General features: G+C 37.5%; 19 protein-coding genes. 8 read left to right on the top strand and 11 right to left on the bottom strand.

The window, feature by feature from the left end; translation table 11 throughout:
- The first annotated feature begins 7 nt into the window (after positions 1-7).
- Genes WC623_RS02675 through WC623_RS02665 form a run of 3 tightly spaced genes read left to right on the top strand, consistent with a single transcriptional unit; the run spans position 8 to position 3,095 of the window.
- The gene (locus WC623_RS02675; RefSeq protein WP_372847965.1) at positions 8-1,210 is read left to right on the top strand and encodes a glycosyltransferase family 4 protein; all 1,203 of its coding nucleotides are present in this window, start codon (positions 8-10) and stop codon (positions 1,208-1,210) included.
- A 41-nt stretch (positions 1,211-1,251) separates the two neighbouring features.
- A complete protein-coding gene (gene gcvT / locus WC623_RS02670; protein WP_372847964.1) occupies positions 1,252-2,331 on the top strand; it encodes a glycine cleavage system aminomethyltransferase GcvT in 1,080 nt (359 codons plus the stop codon).
- 41 nt (positions 2,332-2,372) lie between these two features.
- The gene (locus WC623_RS02665; protein ID WP_372847963.1) at positions 2,373-3,095 is read left to right on the top strand and encodes a 2-phosphosulfolactate phosphatase; all 723 of its coding nucleotides are present in this window, start codon (positions 2,373-2,375) and stop codon (positions 3,093-3,095) included.
- On the opposite strand, the gene WC623_RS02660 is transcribed toward WC623_RS02665, so the two are convergent.
- Complete coding sequence (locus tag WC623_RS02660) at positions 3,084-3,848, bottom strand: patatin-like phospholipase family protein (RefSeq protein ID WP_372847962.1); 765 nt, start codon at positions 3,846-3,848, stop codon at positions 3,084-3,086. The genes WC623_RS02665 and WC623_RS02660 overlap by 12 nt on opposite strands.
- 17 nt (positions 3,849-3,865) lie before the next feature.
- Positions 3,866-4,897: a gliding motility lipoprotein GldB gene (gldB, locus tag WC623_RS02655; protein ID WP_372847961.1), complete on the bottom strand. Its 1,032-nt coding sequence runs from the start codon at positions 4,895-4,897 to the stop codon at positions 3,866-3,868.
- 59 nt (positions 4,898-4,956) lie between these two features.
- Between gldB and WC623_RS02650 the strand changes: the two genes are divergently transcribed.
- Positions 4,957-5,631, top strand: coding sequence for a porin family protein (locus WC623_RS02650; RefSeq protein WP_372847960.1), 675 nt, complete (start codon positions 4,957-4,959; stop codon positions 5,629-5,631).
- Between the two features lie 33 nt (positions 5,632-5,664).
- A complete protein-coding gene (locus WC623_RS02645; RefSeq protein ID WP_372847959.1) occupies positions 5,665-7,305 on the top strand; it encodes an NAD+ synthase in 1,641 nt (546 codons plus the stop codon).
- Between the two features lie 31 nt (positions 7,306-7,336).
- On the opposite strand, the gene lnt is transcribed toward WC623_RS02645, so the two are convergent.
- The 3 genes from lnt to rsmI are packed head-to-tail and all read right to left on the bottom strand — an operon-like array spanning position 7,337 to position 10,360.
- Entirely contained in the window at positions 7,337-8,959 is a 1,623-nt protein-coding gene (lnt, locus tag WC623_RS02640) for an apolipoprotein N-acyltransferase (protein WP_372847958.1), read from the bottom strand.
- Between the two features lie 9 nt (positions 8,960-8,968).
- Entirely contained in the window at positions 8,969-9,613 is a 645-nt protein-coding gene (locus WC623_RS02635) for a PH domain-containing protein (protein ID WP_372847957.1), read from the bottom strand.
- 33 nt (positions 9,614-9,646) lie between these two features.
- The gene (rsmI, locus tag WC623_RS02630; RefSeq protein WP_372847956.1) at positions 9,647-10,360 is read right to left on the bottom strand and encodes a 16S rRNA (cytidine(1402)-2'-O)-methyltransferase; all 714 of its coding nucleotides are present in this window, start codon (positions 10,358-10,360) and stop codon (positions 9,647-9,649) included.
- Between the two features lie 225 nt (positions 10,361-10,585).
- Between rsmI and serS the strand changes: the two genes are divergently transcribed.
- Complete coding sequence (gene serS, locus WC623_RS02625; RefSeq protein ID WP_372847955.1) at positions 10,586-11,857, top strand: serine--tRNA ligase; 1,272 nt, start codon at positions 10,586-10,588, stop codon at positions 11,855-11,857.
- A 109-nt stretch (positions 11,858-11,966) separates the two neighbouring features.
- Here serS and WC623_RS02620 read toward each other — a convergent pair whose 3' ends face one another.
- The 6 genes from WC623_RS02620 to WC623_RS02595 form a co-directional block, all read right to left on the bottom strand.
- The gene (locus WC623_RS02620) at positions 11,967-12,278 is read right to left on the bottom strand and encodes a hypothetical protein (protein ID WP_372847954.1); all 312 of its coding nucleotides are present in this window, start codon (positions 12,276-12,278) and stop codon (positions 11,967-11,969) included.
- A 140-nt stretch (positions 12,279-12,418) separates the two neighbouring features.
- Positions 12,419-13,135 (bottom strand): SIMPL domain-containing protein, encoded by a 717-nt coding sequence (locus WC623_RS02615; RefSeq protein ID WP_372847953.1) that lies wholly within the window; start codon positions 13,133-13,135, stop codon positions 12,419-12,421.
- Between the two features lie 82 nt (positions 13,136-13,217).
- Entirely contained in the window at positions 13,218-13,820 is a 603-nt protein-coding gene (locus WC623_RS02610; RefSeq protein WP_372847952.1) for a lipoprotein signal peptidase, read from the bottom strand.
- The gene (locus tag WC623_RS02605) at positions 13,820-14,200 is read right to left on the bottom strand and encodes a TraR/DksA family transcriptional regulator (protein WP_372847951.1); all 381 of its coding nucleotides are present in this window, start codon (positions 14,198-14,200) and stop codon (positions 13,820-13,822) included. Before WC623_RS02605 ends, WC623_RS02610 begins: the two co-directional genes overlap by 1 nt.
- A 7-nt stretch (positions 14,201-14,207) precedes the next feature.
- Entirely contained in the window at positions 14,208-17,603 is a 3,396-nt protein-coding gene (ileS, locus tag WC623_RS02600; protein WP_372847950.1) for an isoleucine--tRNA ligase, read from the bottom strand.
- Positions 17,604-17,645: 42 nt separating this feature from the next.
- On the bottom strand, positions 17,646-18,029 hold the full coding sequence (locus WC623_RS02595; RefSeq protein ID WP_372847949.1) for a winged helix-turn-helix transcriptional regulator: 384 nt from the start codon (positions 18,027-18,029) through the stop codon (positions 17,646-17,648).
- 96 nt (positions 18,030-18,125) lie between these two features.
- Between WC623_RS02595 and WC623_RS02590 the strand changes: the two genes are divergently transcribed.
- Complete coding sequence (locus tag WC623_RS02590; protein ID WP_372847948.1) at positions 18,126-18,866, top strand: SDR family NAD(P)-dependent oxidoreductase; 741 nt, start codon at positions 18,126-18,128, stop codon at positions 18,864-18,866.
- Positions 18,867-18,927: 61 nt separating this feature from the next.
- Positions 18,928-19,971 carry an NAD(P)-dependent alcohol dehydrogenase gene (locus WC623_RS02585; RefSeq protein ID WP_372847947.1) on the top strand — a complete coding sequence of 348 codons (1,044 nt, stop codon included), beginning with the start codon at positions 18,928-18,930 and terminating at the stop codon, positions 19,969-19,971.
- Positions 19,972-20,038: the final 67 nt, after the last annotated feature.

Genomic DNA, 20,038 nt, shown 5'->3' with positions numbered 1-20,038 from the left:
CACGTTGTTGAAAGCACTTATCCTTACAAATAGAGTTCCTTTCCCACCCAATAGTGGTTATCCCATAGTGGTTTACAATACCATTAAGGGGCTGCTAAAACTTGGAGTAGAAATCACCTTATTTAGTATCAATACCAGTAAACACAGCATTGATGTGGATGATATTTATGATCCTGTTTTTGAGCAGATTGTATTCCATTCTCATAGTATTGATATTGAAGTAAATGTATGGGACGCACTCACCAATATTTTTTCTAATGAATCATATAACGTTTCCAGGTTTTTTAATGAGGATGCTGAGCGTCTTCTGGAAGATATTTTAAAAGAAAATGTATTTGATATTATTCAGTTCGAGGGTTTGTTTGTAGTGCCTTACCTGGATGTTGTAAAAGCAAACAGTCATGCTAAGGTGGTTTATCGTGCCCATAATATCGAATTTGATGTTTGGGAACGTATTGCGATGAGGGAACAGTTTACACCAAGAAGAAAGTATCTCCAATTTCTGGCGCGTCGTTTAAAACATTATGAAACTGAACAGATTAATAGGTTTCATCAGGTTTTTGCCATTAGCGAACGCGATAGGCAACATATTGTGCAATTTGGCTGTCAAGTACCTCTTGATGTTTTTCCGGTGGCCATCGATTTTGACCAATATGTAACGGATCATTCTTCAATAGGATTTCCTACACTATTTCATCTGGGTGCGATGGATTGGCGACCAAATAAAGAAGGGCTTGAATGGTTTCTTGACGAGATCTGGCCAGATATAGAAAAGCTAAACAGTGAGTTAAGATTTTATATTGCCGGTAAGAATATGCCGAGAGAGTTTTACGAATATGAATCAGAAAACCTGGTAGTTGAAGGAGAAATATTTGATGCTGTAGAATTTATCAACTCTAAGTCCATCATGATTGTACCTCTTCTCTCTGCGAGTGGTATGCGTGTTAAAATCATAGAAGGGATGGCTATGCGCAAATGTATTATTGCGACAAGTATGGCGGCAGAGGGGATTAAATACCAACATGGTAAGGATATCCTTATTGCCAATACTGCAGATGAATTTTACAGGTCTATTCTGCAATGCATCACTAACCCTAAAAAGTGGCGTGAGATAGGCGATAATGCCCGTAAAACAGTAGAAAAGGATCACGATGTGAATGTTATTTCGGAAAGGATGTTGAAAGTCTACCAAAAATTAATTAGTGCCTAAATTTATATACCTTTGCGGCGCTTTTATTTATATTAAACTGTATGAAGAATACCCCGTTAACTGAGAAACACATTTCATTGGGTGCCAAAATGGTGCCTTTTGCCGGATACAATATGCCTGTACAATATGAGGGCATAAATGCAGAGCACGCTACAGTAAGAAATGGTGTAGGTGTTTTTGATGTTAGTCACATGGGCGAGTTCATCTTGAAAGGTGAAAATGCATTGGATTTAATTCAACGTGTATGCAGCAATGATGCATCAAAATTATATGATGGCAAGATCCAATATTCTTGTCTGCCAAATGAAAATGGTGGTATTGTTGATGATTTATTGGTTTATCGCATAGACGATTTAACTTATATGTTGGTGGTAAATGCATCTAACATTGAGAAAGATTGGAACTGGATTCAGAAGTTCAATACTAAAGGTGTTGAAATGCACAATATTTCAGATAAGACTTCTTTATTTGCTATTCAGGGACCCAAGGCTGCTGAAGCTTTACAAAGTTTGACCGATGTGGATCTGGCATCGATGGAATATTACAATTTTGTAAAAGCAAAATTTGCAGGTGTTGATAACGTGTTGATTTCTGCGACAGGATATACAGGAGCTGGTGGTTTTGAGGTGTATTTTGAAAACGAACATGCTGAAGAAATTTGGAATGCCATTTTTGAAGCTGGTAAACCATTTAACATTAAACCTATTGGTTTAGGAGCCAGAGATACTTTACGTCTGGAAATGGGCTTCTGTTTATATGGTAATGATATTGACGATACGACTTCACCAATTTCTGCAGGCTTAGGCTGGATTACTAAATTCTCTAAGGTTTTTACCAATTCTGAGGCTTTGCAGGCTGAAAAGGAAGCTGGCGTAGCACGTAAGCTTATCGGTTTTGAAATGGTCGACAGAGGAATTCCTCGTCATGGTTACGAAATTGTAAATGCTGATGGTGAAGTAGTAGGTAATGTTACTTCTGGTACGCAATCGCCATCTCTGCAAAAAGCAATTGGAATGGGCTATATTGATAAAGCATTAGCTAAAGAGGGAACGGAAATTTTCATCAATATCCGCAATAGCCAGATTAAAGCTAAAGTTGTTAAATTCCCTTTTTATAAATAATTCTAAATAACCGTATTTTAAATCTCTGTATTACCCAGCCGATGCCTGATCAAAAAAGCATAGAAGTTTGTTTAACGCCCGCACTACTGAATTTATACGATACTAGTAGTAGTATAGTTGTTGTTATTGATATTTTAAGGGCGACATCGTCCATAGTGTATGGTATTGACAACGGTGCTGAGGCGATTATACCGGTTGCGCATGTAGAAGATTGTTTAAATTATGCAGACAAAGGTTTTTTATTGGCTGCAGAGAGAAATGGAGAAGTTGTTGAAGGCTATGATTTTGGCAATTCTCCATTTTCTTATACTAGTGAAAGGGTTAAAGGTAAGACTATCGTATTGACTACAACTAATGGTACGAAGGCCATGCACATGGCACGCGAAGAGGCTTATCAGGTGGTAGTTGGTTCATTCCTTAATTTGAGTGCATTGTGCAAGTGGCTTAAGGTTCAGGAAAAGAATGTTTTATTACTTTGTGCTGGCTGGAAAGATAAATTTAATCTGGAAGACACCCTTTTTGCGGGTGCGGTAGTAAATGAATTGCGTAAGGACTTTACGCATTTTGACGACTCTTGTGTAGTCGCAGAAGATATTTACCTGTTGGCTAAAGATGATCTTAGAACTTATCTGCATAAATCTTCACACAGTCATCGTCTTGCTCAACTTAATATTGAGGAAGATGTGAAATTCTGTTTACAGCGTAATATTTGCGAAACGATTCCTGTATTGATTGGAGATACACTGATTGCTTTAAAGGCTTAATTCACTAAACCTTTCATTGTTTTTTATTGTTTTAAGGGCCTCTTCGTAAGCTAGCCAATAAATCGTTTCTGCTTTGGCGGTATCAAAAATATTGATGCTACCCATACCTTTTGGTTCTACAAGGATATCGCATAGGCTTGTTTTTTCTTCCATGTCTTTATTGATTGACATTAATGTTGCCCTGGTCAGTAATGCGGTAATATTTGTGATTTTATCAACCGGGTTTAAGTGATTGCAGGATGATCCGATGATGAAGTCGCAATCTTTAAGAAGTGGTTCTATAGGGAAATTATTCAATAAACCGCCATCAACATACATTTTTTCATCTATCATTATAGGTTTAAAGATACCTGGGACACAGCTAGAGGCCTGTACGGCTCTTATGAGTGGCCCCTTATTGAAGTAAACCAGTTTCCCCTCACTAAAATTGGTAGCTGCAATGGTAAGTGGGATTTTTAAATCTTCAAAATTCTGAGGTAAATAGGATTTTAATAATTCTGCTGTATTTTCAAAATTGATCAATCCTAAACCCAAGGTTGGTCTTAAAAAACGTAATAATTTGGTTTTCAAGAAAATATTCAGTGCTTCTTCCGGGTCTAGACCTGCGGCATATAATGCACCTGCAATAGAGCCGGCACTGGTTCCTGTTATATGGCTAAAGGTTATTCCTGCATTAGTAAAGGCTTTTAATACACCTAAATGTGCAATACCTCGGATGCCTCCTCCTGCTAATACGATTCCAACTTTTGCCATATAATTATAACGTTAAATTACTTTGGCTTGTATTTAGATGCCTGTAATATTTTTTGAGGGTCTTTTTCTGCCATCAATTGTTGTAGGGTAACAGATGGGTTTTCTTTCATGTATTTTCTAACAATTTGCCAGCCAGTCCATATCCCAAGCTTTGGGGCAGATTCATTTTTCTGACCTAAACCCGGAGTAAAGGGACCCTCACTTATTAAGACCTGTATTTTTTGATAATCTGTTTGGAACAGTAAATCATTTTCCAGATAATAGCCCCAGATATTGGCTTCATAGGTCTGACACCATTTTAGCTGCTTTTCGGTATAACCGATCTTAACAGAGTCTGGTACCTCATCTGCGAGAACCTGATCCATGAAATACAGAATTTTACCATTATGAATCATTTTAGCAAGTAAAGTACGGTCTTCATCACGCTCCGTAAAAAGCTCTTCCCTGGCATACGTTTCTGTTACTCTTGGAACGATGTATTGCGGTGCAAAGCGTTTGGAAAGATATTGTGGTACACTTTCAACAATTGCGGGGTAAAACTTACTGTCTTTCCCTAAAAACATATCGAGACCTATCCCCATGTAATCGTTGCCGATTGGTGTTTGTACCGCAAAGCCTGAAATAAAAGAAATGAAGCGTGGAATTTGTGCTTTTGGATAATAGTATTTGATGTATTTAAAAGCTTGTGTTAATTCTTTTTCTATGGGGGCAAGATTGCTGAAAACGCTGTCTTTTTCATGATTTAAATCTTCATATGCCTGATCGTTGTATAGGGTCGATAGTATTTGCGTATCACTATAATCATAATTACCTACCATTTTATGCATGTAATCTTCATAAAAAACTCCATATTTTTTATGAAGTTGTGTGCTGATTTGCTCAAGGTCTTTAGACTTGCCTTGATACAGGTTCTGATCGAAACGTTCAATTTTTAAATCTAGTTTTATTGTGCTTACATCAGGTTTAGTACCCTGTTTACAGGAAAGAAAAGTTAATATAAACAGAAAAAATAGATAGCTTTGGCTGAATTTAACGTTATAGTAGTTCATGATGAACAAATATAAACGAAGTTTATTCATGCTATAGCACCTTAATATAAAAACAAGTAATGAAAAGAACATTTATAGGTTTATGCTGTCTATTTTTCACAAGTCAGCTTTTTGCTCAGCGGTCACTTCCAGAATATGATTTCAGATTAGGTTTAACAGCACATCCTACATTAGGTTGGATTAAACCAGAAACAGGTAAAACGAATAGTGTGGCATTAGGTTTTTCTTATGGCTTACTTGCGGATTTCAATTTTGCGGAGAACTATGCTTTTGCGACTGGATTAACCATTACAACAATCAATGGCAAGAGTACTGAAGTAAATGTAAAACCTTATTATGATGGTTCAGGTTCACAGGTGGCTTATGATCTGAAGTATAAGCTTCAGTATATCGAAATCCCCCTTACTTTGAAATTGAAAACTGATAAAATTGGGGAGATTAAATGGTACGGGCAGTTTGGCTTATCTAACGGATTTAATATTGGTGCCAAACAGAATGCATCTGAATCAGGAAGCGGTAGTAAAGTCATTATAGAAAATAAAGGGATTTCTAAACAGACTAATTTTTACAGAGCCGGATTGATTTTAGGTGTAGGAGGTGAATTTGATGTTTCAGGGAATACAAGTATAACAACAGGTTTGACCTTAAATAATGGCTTTACTGATATTGCAAGTGATAGCGATCGAAAAGTAAGGAATCATTATATTGGTCTTAACTTTGGCGTTTTCTTTTAAGAACAAAACCTGGATAATCTTAGCGCATAAAAAATGAAAATAGCATTAGCACAACTCAATTATCACATAGGTAATTTCGAATATAACACCAATAAAATCATTGAAAGCATTGAACAGGCAAAGGTTAAAGGGGTAGACCTGATCGTATTTGCAGAGCTTGCTATATGTGGTTATCCGCCGAGAGATTTCCTTGAGTTTGATGAGTTTATTGACTTGAGTGAGAAGGCTGCTTATCAAATAGCTTCACATTGTAAAGGAATTGCCTGCATTGTTGGCTTACCCGTTAAAAACGAAGCTCTGGCTGGTAAGGATTTGTATAATGCGGCTTATTTTATTGAAGATGGACAAGTAAAAAGGATCGTAAAAAAGGCTTTGCTACCCAATTATGATGTGTTTGATGAATACCGTTATTTTGAGCCTGGAAAAAACTTTGAATGTGTAGATTTTAAAGGGGTTAAAATAGCTGTTACCATTTGCGAAGATCTATGGAATATCAATAATAATCCGCTTTATGTTTCTTGTCCGATGGATGAATTGGCCAGACAGAAACCAAAGCTGATGATTAATATTGCTGCATCTCCATTTTCTTATATTCATGATGAAGCACGTGCTGCTGTTCTTTCTGCAAATGCTAAACAATACAATTTACCCTTATTGTATGTAAATCAGATAGGGGCACAAACGGAAATCATATTCGACGGAGGCTCGATGGCTTTTGATGCCAAAGGAAACATGATCGATGAAATGCCTTATTTTATCGAAGACATGCGTATTTATGATTTTGAGGATAATAAAATTCAAGGACTAGAACCTATACAGCAACAGACGGTACCAGATATTGAGCAGATCTATGAGGCATTAGTATTGGGTATCAAAGACTATTTTGTGAAATCTGGTTTTACAAAGGCAGTTTTAGGTTTGTCTGGTGGTATTGATTCTGCAATAGTTTGTGCTTTAGCTTGTCGTGCTTTAGGGTCAGAGAATGTAATGGGAGTATTGATGCCTTCTAAATATTCTTCGGATCATTCTGTTCAGGATGCTTTGGAACTGGCAAAGAACCTTGGGTGTAAGCATGAGATTATTCCTATAAAGGATGTTGCTGATGTCTTTGATAAAGTGATGGCTCCTGTTTTTACAGGCCTGCCTTTCAACCTTACTGAAGAAAATATTCAGGCAAGATGTCGTGGGGTAATTGTGATGGCCATGTCTAACAAGTTCGGGTATATCTTATTGAATACTTCGAATAAAAGTGAATGTGCAGTAGGTTATGGTACTTTATATGGAGATATGTGCGGTGCGATTGGTGTACTTGGTGATGTATATAAAACTCAGGTATATGAACTTGCACAGTTTATCAATAAAGATGGTGTCGTAATCCCTGTAAACACAATTGTAAAACCGCCATCGGCAGAGCTTAGGCCGGACCAGAAAGATTCTGATTCTTTGCCTGATTATGATACGCTTGATAAAATACTCTTCCAATATATCGAATTGAAGAAAAGTTCATCTGCGATCATTGCCCAGGGGTATGATGAGGCTTTAGTCAGACGGATCATTAAAATGGTAAATACAGCGGAGTTTAAACGTTATCAAACCCCGCCAATCTTGCGAGTATCACCCAAAGCATTTGGCATGGGGCGCAGAATGCCTATTGTAGGGAAATATTTGTCGTAGGTTAGTATGAGTTTTTAACTCATACTATGTCTTAAGCAGTTTTTTTAACCAATTTTCTAAATGGAATGATCGCAGCCAATATTAGTGCTATAACACATAACAGTTTAGCAATAATGTCACCGGTTTTTACGTAAACTGTCAGCTCATCATTCAGATTGATGTCTGCTTTTAAAGCAGTTCGTGTCCACCAGCCTGCTTGTTTAATTACATCACCTTTTTGATTGATGAAACAAGAGATTCCTGTGTTTGCAGAACGGACTACATAACGGCGACTTTCAATAGCGCGTAATTTGGCGTATAAGAGGTGTTGGTCTTTTCCTGAGGTGTTGCCCCACCAACCGTCATTAGTAATGATTGCGATGAACTGAGCGCCATTTTTAACTGCATTTCCAATCCATTCCCCCCATAAAGATTCGTAGCAAATTACAGGCGCTACTCCAATACCACTATAGGCGAAAAATACGCCTGATTCTTTTTGCCATCCATATCCGCCTACTGTACCTCCAAAGCCCTCAAATAAAGGGTTCAATATCGATAATACGGTTGGGAATGGCATTTTTTCTACACCAGGGACTAGTTTCGATTTATGGTAAAACTGAACGTTAGCTGAGTTTTCTATTTGCACAGCAGCATTAAAGGCATCAACATAAGTACCGTTGTCGTATTTCTGGGCCGATAAAGTTTGTTGATCCGTATAAAACTTATAGCTCTCTATACCAGTTATCAAAGTGCCATTTTTATACTTTTCTAAAAAGTTTTGGGCAATCTTAAAATCAGAATTACTTCTGATCTGATCCTCATTTACTCTTTCAGGAATAGCAGTTTCCGGCCATATAAAATACTCCGTATTTGGCTGTGCTACAGAATCGGAAAGATGTGTTAGTATGTTTAATTGCTCGGCAGCAGAAAGGCTTCCGAATTTTTGATAAGGATCAATATTTGGCTGTACTGTAACCACATTTACAGGGACAGACTTTTCCTGATACTGGTAATATTTAGTTAATGACAAGGCGATAGGCAGGATGATAAAAATTGCCCATATTAAAGCAGGTCTGAATTTTAAATACCCATTGGCACCAGATCTGAATTGTTTATAGGCTTCAAAAGCAAGGATGTTACTTAGTAATATCCATACTGAACCGCCGTATATACCAGTGTACTCATACCATTGTGCCAATTGGTGCATGCCCGATAGCCCATTTCCTAAGGTCATCCAAGGAAATGCGAGATCCCAGCTTTGATGTAGATATTCCATCGCCACATAAAAGGCGATTAGTCCGGCATATGCAACTTTCTTACTGCTTACCTTCTGTAGCCGGTAATACATCCAGAAAGCAAATGTCATGAGCAATGCGCCAAGGCCAAAAGGAATAAGTGATACAAATGCAGATACTATAGGATTGTTTACTGCACTGATCGCATTATATACCCAATAAATAGAAGCCGTATTCCATAGTAAAAAGGTAAGTCCGGCAGTAAGGAAAACCTGCTTACCTGTTTTACCCTCATTTTTAAGGATAATCCTATCAATTGCAATAAGTAAAGGTACTAGTCCAATTAATAATAATGGAGTGGTATAGGGAATTGGTGGCCAGGCCAGCCACATTATAAATGCGCTTAGCAGGGCCAGTGGGGCAGTACTTTTAAAGTTCATTTTTGCTGCTTATAAGCTGTCTAAAATGTCTGCTTTTTTCGCTTCATATTCCTCCTGTGTAATGAGGTGTTTGTCGTACAGACTTTTTAATTTCCTCAGCTTCAATGTCGTTTCATCTTCAGGTTCTTCAACATGAATAGGTTCAGCAGGAGGAGCTGAAAACAAAGCCACTGGTTCTTCAGCAGGCTCTGTTGCAACTGTATTTACAGTAACTGGAGAAGTTGCTGAACGTCTTTCTTCCAGTTCAGCTTGCCTTTGTTGTTCTTTATAATCTTCCAATTGTTCGTATGCTGCCTGGTACAACTTGCGGGCTTGTACTTTCGGAATATACTCAGTGATGATATTTTCACCATGTAAAGGAACGCAGATAAATTTAGAACCAAAGATTTCCTCTTTAAAAGAAACTTCTTTAACACTTTTCCATGAAATATCCTTAAAGTTCATAGTGATGCCAAAGTTGCCTGGCTCACAATAAAAAATACGTTTGTTACTTACAGCAATGCAATCGGGAAGCAAGTTTACAGCAGGTTTTTTTTGTACCGCCATATAAATGAGTTCCTCGTTGGCAGTGAGCATATCATTTAGTTTCCCTAATACCTTTTCAACGGCTTTAGGATCTTGTTCGTCACTTAAAAATCTATCTATTAAATTCATGATGTTTCTTATGGTAATGTATGTCTTTAGAGGTTACTCCTCTTCGTTTTTATATTTGTTTTTTTTCTTTACTTCTTCTTCTGCTCCGGCAACACAAATTACAAATTCTCCCTTTAATATATTGTTTTCAAAATGTGATTTAATTTCTGTTAAAGTGCCTCTCACAGTCTCTTCGTAAAGTTTGGTTAATTCTCTGCTGACAGAGGCTTGTCTATCTGCCCCCATATATTGTGCAAATTCCTCCAATGTTTTAAGCAAGCGATGTGGACTTTCATAAAAGATCATTGTCCTTTCTTCAGTTGTCAGCTTTTTTAAACGGGTTTGTCGTCCTTTTTTTACTGGCAAAAATCCTTCAAATACAAAAGCATCACAAGGTAGACCAGAGTTTACTAATGCAGGTACAAATGCAGTTGCGCCCGGTAAGCACTCTACTTCAAGATCGTGCTTTAAGGTTTCCCTTACAAGGAAAAAGCCAGGGTCTGATATTGCAGGGGTTCCGGCATCTGAAATTAAAGCAACGTTTTTACCCTCTTTTAAAAAACGGATAATTTCTGTTGTCGCCTGGTGCTCATTGTGCTGATGATGTGAATAAGCTTTTTTATCTATTCCAAAATGTTTTAATAAAGGAGCACTGGTTCGTGTATCTTCAGCAAGAATCACATCCGCTTCTTTTAAAATCCTTATGGCCCTGAAAGTCATGTCTTCCAGATTGCCAATTGGTGTAGGGACAAGAAAAAGTTTACCCATTTGTATTTATTTTACAATTTATGAAGCTGGATTGCTCATTCAATGCCCCCAAATTTACTAATTAATGCAGAAACCACAACTGGATAAGGCTTTCGCTGTAGTTCATCAAATAAATTATCAACATATATGGAACTAAATATACTTGTGTTAATCTCCTTATAAAAAACGCTGCTCTTGAGCCTGAAAATTGTAAATCAATCTTATCTTTGTTCAAAAATATATATAATGCTGCAAGTTAACTATATCCGCGAAAACAGAGATAAAGTTTTAGCAGGCTTAAACCTGAGAAACTTTAAACAACCAGAGCTGGTTGATGAAATTATTAAAACTGATGAAGAAAGAAGACAATCTCAAACTTCGTTAGACAATCTCTCTGCTATTGCAAACTCGAGCGCAAAACAGATTGGTGAATTGATGCGTAACGGTAAAAAGGATGAGGCGGAAGCATTGAAAGCAGAGACTACGGCTAATAAAGAAAAGATTAAAAATCTTTCTGATGAACTGGCTGTTGCTGAAGAGAAGTTACACAACCTGATTGTCCAACTGCCTAATTTACCGTACCATTTGGTTCCGGCAGGGAGCACAGCTGAAGAAAACGAAATTGTTTATACACATGGTACTGCGGCAGAAATATCTGCAAATGCTTTACCACATTGGGAGCTGACTTCCAAATACGATATTATTGATTTCGAATTGGGAACAAAGATTGCCGGAGCTGGTTTTCCAGTTTATAAAGGTAAAGGTGCACGTTTACAACGTGCGTTAATCAATTTCTTTTTAGATCAGTCGACCGCTGCGGGGTATCGCGAAATGCAGGTGCCGCACCTTGTTAACGAAGCTTCAGGCTTTGGAACAGGACAATTGCCAGATAAAGAAGGACAAATGTATCATGTTGGAGTTGATAATCTTTATCTTATTCCCACTGCAGAAGTTCCGGTAACAAATCTGTACAGGGATGTTATTTTAAAAGAAGAAGAACTACCTGTAAAGAACACAGGCTATACACCATGCTTTCGTCGTGAGGCAGGTTCTTATGGTGCGCATGTGCGTGGTTTAAACAGACTTCATCAATTTGATAAGGTAGAGATTGTACAGATTGTTCATCCAGATCAGTCTTACGAAATACTTGAACAAATGAGTGCATATGTGCAGTCGTTGTTACAGAAGCTTGGTTTACATTATCGTGTGTTGAGATTATGTGCAGGAGATATGGGCTTTACAGCTGCTATGACTTACGATATGGAGGTCTGGAGTGCTGCCCAACAACGCTGGCTGGAAGTGTCTTCAGTGTCGAACTTCGAAACTTATCAGAGCAACAGGCTTAAATTGAGGTTTAAAGGAACTACGGGAAAGACACAATTAGCACATACATTAAATGGAAGTGCATTGGCTTTGCCTCGTATTGTTGCTGCTATTTTAGAGAATAACCAGACAGATAAAGGGATTAAAATTCCTGAAGTACTTGTCCCTTATACGGGATTCGAGTATATCGACTAGTATCTAAATAACCTTATACATAAAAAAAGCTTCCCCTAAAGGAAGCTTTTTGTTTCTAACAGGTAGATGTTAATTGGTAATAAAAGTATTATAGGTTAGTTAATAAATACTATAAAATAAGGATCAGTAATAAGATAATAATGATAATTGCACCTACAGAAAGGTATACTCCACCACCCATTGCACGTGCCTGAGATTTTAATTCTCTAAGCTCTTTACGTAGTTCTTTTTTCTCCGCTCTGGATAGATCTGATTTATCCATGTTTCTAATTTCTTCTACACGACTAGTAATCCTCTCAAGTTGAACTTTTTGTTCTGCAGTCATTTCAGTTTTCGCCCTGTTGTTGCTTGCCGCACTTACAGTATTTGCGCTTAGTCCCAGTGTAAAGATTAAGATTAATGAGTAGATTAACTTTTTCATAATTCTAGTTTTTTAATTGTATGCTATTTTTAAGCGCTTAATAAAGATGATATGCTCATAATAACAAAAAACCTACCAAATCTAATTGGTAGGTTTTTTTTATGTTTTTTGAATTAAACTGTATACTCTACAGGTCAGATTTATAATCCTTTGATTTGAAATACTACATTCATGGTGTAGCTTAACTTTATCTTTTTAAAATCAATTTCAGCTGCCGGAGCTCCAGCCATGTCTGCACTTTCAGCTTTCATCATCATTACATTTGCACGATACATAGGCTGAGGAAATACGTCGTTATTGATTTCCTGAATATCGATTGCACTACCCAGTTTATCACCAAGTGCCTCAACCAAATAAGTGGCTTTGTCTTTAGCGGCTAAGATGGCTTTAATTTTAAGCTCTTTTCTTAAGCTTTCAATTTTAGAATAATCATAGCTGTCAATATTGGTACTTAGTATTCCTTTAGGGTCTATGCTGCCAATGATATTATTCCATTTATTCAGATCTGTTACTTTTAAGCGATACTGTTTGCTAGCCAGATATTCAGGGTCTTTTTTCTTAGAAATAACAGTTGAATAACTTGATAAATTGTTAATGGTTAAGTTTTCTTTACTGATACCAGCTTTTTGTACAGCATCAAACAAGTCATTTTCAAGATCAGTAATGTTTACTTTTTTCTTACTGTTTCCATCTTTTAGGTATTCCTTTAAAGAGATGTTGATGTATAAAATATCAGGAGTGATTTCTGTTTCAGCGGTTCCGCTTACATTGATTTTTTTACGTAAATCTGCTGTTTGTTGAGCCACAGCACTTAAACTAAATAAGGCAACGATGGCAAGGCTTAATAATTTTTTCATAATAGTATATTTCATTTGTGTATTTGAAGTATAGATGAAAGAATCATGCCGATTCCATATCTATACTTCAAAAAAATATCAATTATTCTTCAACCATCTCATTATTAGGGCCTATTTCTTCTATGACCTCTTCTTTAAAATAAGATTTTTGGAAGATAAGAATAAGGACTACACCCACAGAAATTGCTGCATCAGCTATATTAAATACAGGTCTGAAAAAGATGAAGTCTTCACCGCCCCATATTGGAAGCCAGTCAGGAAAATGTCCTTGTAATATAGGGAAGTAGAACATATCTACTACACGGCCATGAAATAAAGTCGCGTAACCATATATCTTACCATAAAATACAGAGTCAATGATATTACCTAAAGCACCAGCAAAGATCAGTGCTACGTTTAGAATCAAGCCTCTGTGGTATTTTCTTTGGATAAGATAATGCAATCCATAGGCAATTCCAGCAACAGCAATTATTCTGAATAAGGATAAAGCAAGCTTACCAAATTCACCGCCAAACTCTAAGCCAAAGGCCATGCCGTTATTCTCCGTAAAGTGGATAATAAACCAGTTGCCAATGATTTTGAATTCCTGGCCCAAGTACATATTGGTTTTAATCCAGGTTTTTAACAGTTGGTCTGCCAGTAAAACAAAGAAAATAATTAATAAAGGTTTAATATAGCCTTTCATTATGACTGCTTCAGTTTAGCTTCCATACTTAAAGTTGCATGCGGAACTGCACGTAAACGTTCTTTCTGGATTAATTTTCCAGTTTCGCGACATATACCGTAAGTTTTATTTTCAATACGTACCAAAGCAGCTTCTAAATTTTCGATAAATTTCTTCTGGCGTGCAGCAAGTTGATTCAATTGCTCCTTTTCCAATGTTGCTGAACCGTCTTCTAATGTTTTATAAGTTCCTGAAGTATCTTCAGTACCGTTAGAGTTAGGACTACTTAACGAATTGGTAAGGTCAAGAAATTCTTCTCTTGCCATTCTCAATTTCTCCTGGATTAGTTCTTTAAATTCTTGTAATTCAACGTCAGAATACCTTGTTTTCTCTTTTTCCATAATAAAATTATTGTTGTGCAATCAGAATTTGTAGTTCAACATCATCGATTACAATCGTGTTTGCGTTATTTAATGTTTCGGTTAAGTTAATGTTATCTGCTAGAATTTCCGAGCAAATGTATGTTTTATTTTGTGCTACCGCTTCTGTAATCAGGTTATGATTTTGTAAACTGACCGTTATCCTGTCTGTTACTTCATAATTCAACTCTTTTCTTAAATTTTGAATTCTGTTGATCAATTCACGTGATAAACCTTCTTGTTTAAGCGCTTCCGTAATCGATACATCAAGTGCTACAGTTAAGCTTCCCATATTGGTAACCTGCCATCCCGGAATATCTTCTGCAATGATTTCCACATCGTTCAGCTCAATCACATAATCCGTGCCGCTAACAACAAATTTTCCAGTACTTTCGAAATTTGTAAGCTCTTCCTGCGTCATATTGTTTACAGATTCGGCTACAAGTTTCATGTCTTTACCCACTTTAGGGCCTAAAGTTTTGAAATTTGGCTTAATCTTTTTCTTTATAAAGCCCGCAGTATCAGTAATGTACTCTATTGCTTTGACATTGGTTTCTGAAAGGATTAGCTCCTTAACCAGTTCTACTCTCTCTGCAAATTTATTATCTAATACAGGGATTAATATTTTGGCTAAAGGCTGACGAACGTTAATACCTGTCTTCTTACGTAGGGACAATACCATTGATGAAATGTCCTGTGCAAGGTGCATTCTCTCATTCAGTTCAGTATCAATCAGGCTGCTGTCAATTGCCTCATCCCAAAGGCTAAGGTGAATCGATTCGAAATGGTTCGACTCATCCATTTCCGTTAAGTTCTTAAACAACCAATCAGAGAAGAATGGTGCTACAGGCGACATGATCTGAGCAACACTTGTTAAACAGGTATACAGTGTCTCATAAGCTGCTTTCTTATCTTTAGTCATTTCCCCTTTCCAGAATCGGCGGCGAGATAAACGAATGTACCAGTTACTCAGGTGCTCATCAACAAAGGTTTGAATTGCTCTGGTTGCTTTAGTAGGTTCGTAAGCGTTATAACTTTCGTCTACTTCAGCGATCAAGGTTTGAAGTAAAGAAAGAATCCAGCGATCCAGTTCACTACGATCCTCAATCGGAGTCATGTTAGACTTGTCAATTTTGAACTTATCTATATTTGCATAAAGTGCAAAGAAAGCATAAGTATTGTACAGTGTTCCGAAGAACTTTCTGCGGATTTCGGCAATTCCTTCACTGTCAAACTTCAGGTTATCCCATGGGTTTGCATTCGAAATCATGTACCAACGTGTGGCATCAGGTCCAAATTCATTAATCGTGATGAAAGGATCAACAGCATTACCCAAACGTTTAGACATCTTTTGCCCATTTTTATCTAATACTAGGCCGTTAGAAACTACGTTTTTGTAAGCTACCTTATCAAAAACCAAAGTGCCAATTGCATGTAAAGTATAGAACCATCCACGAGTCTGGTCTACACCTTCAGCAATAAAATCAGCTGGAAAATCACTACCACCATCAATCTTATCCTTGTTTTCAAAAGGATAATGCCATTGTGCATAAGGCATCGCACCAGAATCAAACCATACGTCGATCAGATCACTTTCACGTTTCATCGGTTTTCCAGAAGGGGAAACTAAAATGATATCGTCAACCACGTTTTTATGCAGGTCTACCAAGTCGTAATTCTCTTCCGACATGTTTCCTATTTCAAAACCTTTAAAAGGATTTTCTTTCTGGAAACCTGCTGCAATTGACTGTTCAATTGCGTTATATAGTTCTTCAACAGAACCGATTAGGATTTCTTCTTTTTTATCTTCCGTTCTCCAGATAGGCAATGGTATACCCCAATATCTTGAACGTGATAAATTCCAGTCGTTGGCGTTTTTAAGCCAGTTTCCGAAACGACCTTCACCTGTAGATTTTGGTTTCCAATTGATGGTCTCGTTCAGGTCGAACATTCTGTCTTTTACATCAGTAACTTTAATGAACCAGGAGTCTAAAGGATAATATAAAAGCGGCTCATCAGTCCTCCAGCTATGTGGGTAACTGTGAACATATTTTTCTACTTTAAAGGCTTTGTTCTCTTCTTTTAAACGAATCGCAATTTCAACATCTACAGATTTCTCCGGAGCTTCACCTTCGTCGTAGTATTCGTTTTTAACGTATTTACCAGCCAGATCGCCCACATGAGCAGTAAACCTGCCTTGTAGATCAACCAAAGGCACAAGGATACCATTCTCGTCAAGTACCAGCATTGGTGGTACTTCAGGAACAGCTTCTTTAGCTACCTTAGCATCATCAGCTCCAAAAGTAGGAGCAGTGTGTACAATACCGGTACCATCTTCAGTGGTAACAAAGTCGCCAGAAATTACTCTGAAAGCATTCTCCGGGTTTTGGTAGGGCAGAACATAAGGCAATAATTGTTCGTATTTAATACCAACCAAATCATTTCCTTTGCATGCTGTAAAAATCTGATAAGGAATCTTTTTGTCACCAGCTTGGAAATTCTTGAAATCTTCTTCTGAATTACTTTCGAAATAGGTTTTATTGAATTGCTTTCCAACCAGGTTTTTAGCAAGAATTACATTAATTGGAAGGAAAGTATATTGGTTAAAAGTCTTTACTAAAACGTAGTCTATTTTAGGGCCAACCGTTAATGCCGTGTTAGATGGTAAGGTCCATGGAGTAGTTGTCCATGCCATCAGGTGGATATCCCCAAAGTCCTGTAAAAATGCAGGTAATGTTTCTGTAATCGCTTTAAACTGGGCAACTATTGTAGTGTCAGTAACATCACGGTAGGCTCCTGGTTGATTTACCTCATGCGAGCTTAGTCCAGTTCCTGCTTTAGGAGAGTAAGGCTGAATCGTATAACCTTTGTAAATAAGGCCTTTATCATAAATCTGTTTCAACAGCCACCATACCGATTCCATGTATTTGGATTTGTAGGTCACATATGGATCATCCATATCCACCCAATAACCCATTTTCTCGGTTAGATCGTTCCACACATCTGTGTAGCGCATTACTGTTTTTTTACAAGCTTCATTATATGCTACAATAGAAATGGTTTTACCAATGTCTTCTTTGGTAATTCCCAATTCCTTTTCAGTTCCAAGTTCTACTGGTAAACCATGTGTATCCCAGCCTGCTTTACGCTTAACCTGGTAACCTTTAAGGGTTTTGTATCTGCAAAAAATATCTTTAATAGCCCTTGCCATTACGTGGTGAATACCAGGCATTCCATTTGCCGAGGGCGGTCCTTCATAGAAGGTAAAAGGGTTTGATTTAGGGCGGCTTGAAATGCTTTTTTCAAAGATGTTTTCCGCTTTCCAAAAATCAAGTATCTCTTTACCTATTTTAGCTAGTTCTAGTTGTTTAAATTCCCTATACATCAATCAAGTATCTCCAAAAATTAAGGTTGCAAAGTTAAGGTTTTAGAATGAAACTTCTAAGAGTTCTTTATCATCATTTGAAATGTCCCTATGGAGGTTTCCCCAGTCCGACATTGCCTGAAGCATGGGCCTCATCGTTTGGCCAAGTTCGGTCAGCTCATATTCTACTCTTGGAGGTACTACCGGATAAATGGTGCGTTTTACAATTCCATCAGCTTCGAGTTCGCGTAATTGTGCAATGAGCATTCTTTCTGAAATGTTTGCAATCGAATTTTTAAGGTCGCTATAACGCATTGTTTGAACAGATAGCCTCCATAATATAGCTGGTTTCCATCTTCCTCCTAAGATCGATAATGAATAGGCCATACCACAGATGTCATTGATCTGTTTTTCATTAAAAGCATTCGTAGATGTTTCTTTTCTCATTTCTTACTTATTTGTTAGTACCTAACAATTTAATGTATACTAGCAAATATAGTTGTTGAAATTTACTTTTGATGATCATTTATTAAAAAGTTGAAGATGAAACGATTTGAAAACAAAGTAGCCCTAATAACGGGAGGTAGCAGAGGCATAGGAGCCGCAATTACAAAAAGATTAGCAGCCGAAGGCGCCAATGTAGCATTTACCTATTCAAAATCCAGAGAAAAAGCAGAAGCAATAGTGGCAGAAATCAAAGCTTCTGGTGGTTGGGCATTAGCTATTGAAGCAGATAGTGCAGATCCACAAGCTGTAGAAAATGCAGTTCATAAAGTTGTAAATGAATTCGGAAGAATAGATGTTTTGGTAAACAACGCTGGTATGTATATTGGTAAAGCTTTTGAGGACCATACACTGGAAGATTATGATCAAATTATGGGAATTAATGTAAAGGCAGTTTATGCGGCCTCGCTAGCAGCAGCGAATCATTTTTCTGCAGGTGGGCGTATCATTACAATTGGGAGTAATATGGCCGACAATGCAGCAAACCCGGAGACTACACTTTATACGATGAGTAAATCTGCACTCACTGGATTTACAAAGGGGCTTGCCAGAGATTTGGGTAAAAAAGGAATTACTGTGAATTTAGTTCAGCCGGGACCGATCAATACTGATATGAATCCTTCGGATACTGACCTTGCAGATTTTTTAAGGAGTAGAATGGCCTTGTCTGAATATGGTACAGTAGAGGATGTTGCTGGTCTGGTGGCTTTCCTGGCAAGTGAAGAAGGGAAATTCATCACAGGAACTGCTCTTACTATAGACGGTGGATTTAATGCATAATTTCTCTCGTTTAACTTTTATATTTGTGTAAGTATGAGTTATACTTTTAAAACTTATTAAGATGATTGAGACTAAAGGATATGCAGCACAGGACGAAAAAACACCATTGGCGCCCTGGACTTTCAACAGGCGTGAGGTAGGGCCACACGATGTGCAATTTGATATATTGTTTTGTGGTGTTTGCCATTCTGATTTGCATCAGATTAAAAACGATTGGTTCCCGGGCATATTCCCGATGGTACCTGGTCATGAGATAGTGGGACGTGTGGTAAAGGTAGGTGATAAGGTAACTAAATTTAAGATTGGTGACCTTGCAGGTACTGGTTGTATGGTTGATTCTTGTCAGGTTTGTGAAAACTGCAAACAAGACCTTGAGCAATATTGTCTAGAGGGAAATACCCAAACTTATAATGGGATGGAACGTGATGGTTCTATGCCAACTTATGGGGGTTACTCTAACACTATTGTAGTTAGAGAAGAATTTGTATTGCATGTTTCAGATAAGCTAAACCTTGCGGCTGTTGCTCCTTTGCTATGTGCAGGTATTACTACTTATTCTCCATTAAGACATTGGAAAGTTGGTAAAGGGCACAAATTAGCGGTCTTAGGCTTAGGTGGACTTGGGCACATGGCGGTTAAATTTGGTGTTGCTTTTGGCGCTGAAGTAACGGTATTGAGTACTTCGCCTAACAAAGAAGCTGATGCTAAGAAACTGGGTGCTCACAATTTTGTGGTTACTACTGATCCTGCGCAGTTGAAAGCTGCGACTGGTTCTTTTGATTTCATTCTTGATACGGTGTCAGCCCCTCACGACTTTAACCTTTACCTTTCTTTATTAAGAACTAATGGTACAATGATTTGTGTAGGTGTTCCACCTGAACCAGCTCAGGTAGCTGCATTTAGCTTACTTGGTGGCCGTAAAAGCTTAGCTGGCTCTGGAATAGGAGGAATTGCCGAAACTCAGGAAATGCTGGATTTCTGTGCGGAGAACAATATTGTATCTGATATTGAAATGATCGATATAAAGGATATCCAAACAGCTTATGACAGGATGGTGAAAGGTGATGTACGTTATCGTTTTGTAATCGATATGGAAACGTTATAATTTGGATCATTTTAAAAAAGAAAAGCCCTTGGACGTAAATTCAAGGGCTTTTTTGGTGATTGTAAAA

Source organism: Pedobacter sp., assembly GCF_041645105.1.
In the GTDB taxonomy this organism is placed as follows: domain Bacteria; phylum Bacteroidota; class Bacteroidia; order Sphingobacteriales; family Sphingobacteriaceae; genus Pedobacter.
This window is presented reverse-complemented; position numbering and strand designations above follow the sequence as displayed.

Bases quoted from the DNA above. Each gene is read 5' to 3' on its own strand.
- gcvT (WP_372847964.1), top strand. From the start codon at position 1,252: ATGAAGAATACCCCGTTAACTGAGAAACACATTTCATTGGGTGCCAAA.
- WC623_RS02665 (WP_372847963.1), top strand. From the start codon at position 2,373: ATGCCTGATCAAAAAAGCATAGAAGTTTGTTTAACGCCCGCACTACTG.
- WC623_RS02660 (WP_372847962.1), bottom strand. From the start codon at position 3,848: ATGGCAAAAGTTGGAATCGTATTAGCAGGAGGAGGCATCCGAGGTATT.
- gldB (WP_372847961.1), bottom strand. From the start codon at position 4,897: ATGAACTACTATAACGTTAAATTCAGCCAAAGCTATCTATTTTTTCTG.
- WC623_RS02650 (WP_372847960.1), top strand. From the start codon at position 4,957: ATGAAAAGAACATTTATAGGTTTATGCTGTCTATTTTTCACAAGTCAG.
- WC623_RS02645 (WP_372847959.1), top strand. From the start codon at position 5,665: ATGAAAATAGCATTAGCACAACTCAATTATCACATAGGTAATTTCGAA.
- lnt (WP_372847958.1), bottom strand. From the start codon at position 8,959: ATGAACTTTAAAAGTACTGCCCCACTGGCCCTGCTAAGCGCATTTATA.
- WC623_RS02635 (WP_372847957.1), bottom strand. From the start codon at position 9,613: ATGAATTTAATAGATAGATTTTTAAGTGACGAACAAGATCCTAAAGCC.
- rsmI (WP_372847956.1), bottom strand. From the start codon at position 10,360: ATGGGTAAACTTTTTCTTGTCCCTACACCAATTGGCAATCTGGAAGAC.
- serS (WP_372847955.1), top strand. From the start codon at position 10,586: ATGCTGCAAGTTAACTATATCCGCGAAAACAGAGATAAAGTTTTAGCA.
- WC623_RS02620 (WP_372847954.1), bottom strand. From the start codon at position 12,278: ATGAAAAAGTTAATCTACTCATTAATCTTAATCTTTACACTGGGACTA.
- WC623_RS02615 (WP_372847953.1), bottom strand. From the start codon at position 13,135: ATGAAAAAATTATTAAGCCTTGCCATCGTTGCCTTATTTAGTTTAAGT.
- WC623_RS02610 (WP_372847952.1), bottom strand. From the start codon at position 13,820: ATGAAAGGCTATATTAAACCTTTATTAATTATTTTCTTTGTTTTACTG.
- WC623_RS02605 (WP_372847951.1), bottom strand. From the start codon at position 14,200: ATGGAAAAAGAGAAAACAAGGTATTCTGACGTTGAATTACAAGAATTT.
- ileS (WP_372847950.1), bottom strand. From the start codon at position 17,603: ATGTATAGGGAATTTAAACAACTAGAACTAGCTAAAATAGGTAAAGAG.
- WC623_RS02595 (WP_372847949.1), bottom strand. From the start codon at position 18,029: ATGAGAAAAGAAACATCTACGAATGCTTTTAATGAAAAACAGATCAAT.
- WC623_RS02590 (WP_372847948.1), top strand. From the start codon at position 18,126: ATGAAACGATTTGAAAACAAAGTAGCCCTAATAACGGGAGGTAGCAGA.
- WC623_RS02585 (WP_372847947.1), top strand. From the start codon at position 18,928: ATGATTGAGACTAAAGGATATGCAGCACAGGACGAAAAAACACCATTG.